Annotated in this window: 2 rRNA genes (1 of these 2 cut by a window edge); both read left to right on the top strand. The window is 55.7% G+C overall.

Features of this window, described 5'->3' with window-relative positions:
• A 23S ribosomal RNA gene (locus HLH29_RS19030) occupies positions 1 to 2,198 on the top strand; it begins 543 nt to the left of the window's first position.
• Between the two features lie 117 nt (positions 2,199 to 2,315).
• Positions 2,316 to 2,431, top strand: a 5S ribosomal RNA gene (gene rrf, locus HLH29_RS19025).
• Positions 2,432 to 2,500: the final 69 nt, after the last annotated feature.

Below are 2,500 nucleotides of genomic sequence, written 5' to 3'. Positions count from 1 at the left end.
TACCTTTTGTATAATGGGTCAGCGAGTTTCTGTTTGCAGCGAGCTTAAGCCGTTAGGTGTAGGCGAAGCGAAAGCGAGTCTGAATAGGGCGACGAGTTGCTGGCAGAAGACCCGAAACCGAGTGATCTAGCCATGGCCAGGCTGAAGGTGCGGTAACACGCACTGGAGGGCCGAACCCACGCCTGTTGAAAAAGTCGGGGATGAGCTGTGGCTAGGGGTGAAAGGCCAATCAAACTCGGAGATAGCTGGTTCTCCGCGAAATCTATTGAGGTAGATCGTCAGGTGTTGACCCCGGGGGGTAGAGCACTGGATGGGCTAGGGGGGCCCAAAGCCTTACCAAACCTAACCAAACTCCGAATACCCGGAAGTTTAGCCTGGCAGACAGACGGTGGGTGCTAAGGTCCATCGTCGAGAGGGAAACAGCCCAGACCACCAGCTAAGGCCCCCAAATCGTGGCTAAGTGGGAAAGGATGTGGGGATTCCAAAACAACCAGGAGGTTGGCTTAGAAGCAGCCATCCTTTAAAGAAAGCGTAATAGCTCACTGGTCTATTAGAAACCCTGCGCCGAAAATGTAACGGGGCTCAAGCCACGTGCCGAAGCTGTGGGTGCATTCTTTGAATGCGCGGTAGCGGAGCGTTCCGTAAGTCTGTGAAGGAGACGGGGTGACCCTCTCTGGAGATATCGGAAGTGCGAATGCTGACATGAGTAGCGACAAACAGTGCGAGAAACACTGTCGCCGAAAGTCCAAGGGTTCCTGCGCAAGGTTAATCCGCGCAGGGTGAGCCGGCCCCTAAGGCGAGGGCGAAAGCCGTAGTCGATGGAAACCAGGTGAATATTCCTGGGCCTGCCAGAAGTGACGAATGCAAGATGTTGTCAGTCCTTATCGGATTGGATTGGCTTTTTGCGCATTCCAGGAAATAGCTCTGGCATATAGACCGTACCCGAAACCGACACAGGTGGACTGGTAGAGAATACCAAGGCGCTTGAGAGAACGATGCTGAAGGAACTAGGCAAATTACTCGCGTAACTTCGGGATAAGCGAGACCCGTCCTTGGGCAACCATAGGCGGGTGGCACAAACCAGGGGGTAGCGACTGTTTAGTAAAAACACAGGGCTGTGCGAAGTCGAGAGACGACGTATACGGCCTGACGCCTGCCCGGTGCCGGAAGGTTAAGAGGAGGTGTGCAAGCACTGAATTGAAGCCCCGGTAAACGGCGGCCGTAACTATAACGGTCCTAAGGTAGCGAAATTCCTTGTCGGGTAAGTTCCGACCTGCACGAATGGCGTAACGACTTCCCCGCTGTCTCCAGCATCGGCTCAGCGAAATTGAATTCCCCGTGAAGATGCGGGGTACCCGCGGTCAGACGGAAAGACCCTATGAACCTTTACTGCAGCTTTGCAGTGGCATCAGAGACATTCTGTGTAGGATAGGTGGGAGGCTTTGAAACCGGGGCGCCAGTTCCGGTGGAGCCATCCTTGAAATACCACCCTGACTGTTTCTGATGTCTAACCGAGACCAGTAAGCCTGGTCCGGGACCCTGCATGGTGGGCAGTTTGACTGGGGCGGTCGCCTCCCAAAGTGTAACGGAGGCGCGCGATGGTGGGCTCAGGTCGGTCGGACATCGACTGTTGAGTGCAATGGCATAAGCCCGCCTGACTGTGAGAGTGACAGCTCGATCAGAGACGAAAGTCGGCCATAGTGATCCGGTGGTCCCGCGTGGAAGGGCCATCGCTCAACGGATAAAAGGTACTCTAGGGATAACAGGCTGATCTCCCCCAAGAGTCCACATCGACGGGGAGGTTTGGCACCTCGATGTCGGCTCATCACATCCTGGGGCTGGAGCAGGTCCCAAGGGTTCGGCTGTTCGCCGATTAAAGTGGTACGTGAGCTGGGTTTAGAACGTCGTGAGACAGTTCGGTCCCTATCTGCCGTGGGTGTTGGAGACTTGAGAGGATTTGTCCCTAGTACGAGAGGACCGGGATGAACAGACCTCTGGTGTACCGGTTGTCGCGCCAGCGGCACAGCCGGGTAGCTAAGTCTGGACGGGATAATCGCTGAAAGCATCTAAGCGAGAAACCCACCTCAAAACTAGGTCTCCCCGAGGGCCGTGATAGACCATCACGTCGATAGGCCAGATGTGAAAGCGCAGTAATGCGTGCAGCTAACTGGTCCTAATCGCCCAATAGGCTCACTCACACCGCCTGCTAACACAGGCAAACACACATGCACAGAAATCATCCACGCACACTCACACTCACAAAAAAAACACCAACCTCACACGCCCAACACCCCACCACAGGGTGGACTGGACGACCTGGTGGCTATGGCGGGGAAAGATCCACCCGATCCCATCCCGAACTCGGCCGTGAAATGCCCCTGCGCCTATGATACTGCGTCTTAAGACGCGGGAAAGTCGGTCGCCGCCAGGTCTTCCAGTCTACCCTACACCCACGCGGGGTGGAGCAGCCCGGTAGCTCGTCAGGCTCATAACCTGAAGG

Source organism: Gluconacetobacter tumulicola (genome assembly GCF_014174215.1).
Classification (GTDB): domain Bacteria; phylum Pseudomonadota; class Alphaproteobacteria; order Acetobacterales; family Acetobacteraceae; genus Gluconacetobacter; species Gluconacetobacter tumulicola.
The sequence above is the reverse complement of the archived record's forward strand: the minus strand, read 5'-3'. Positions and strand labels throughout refer to the sequence as shown.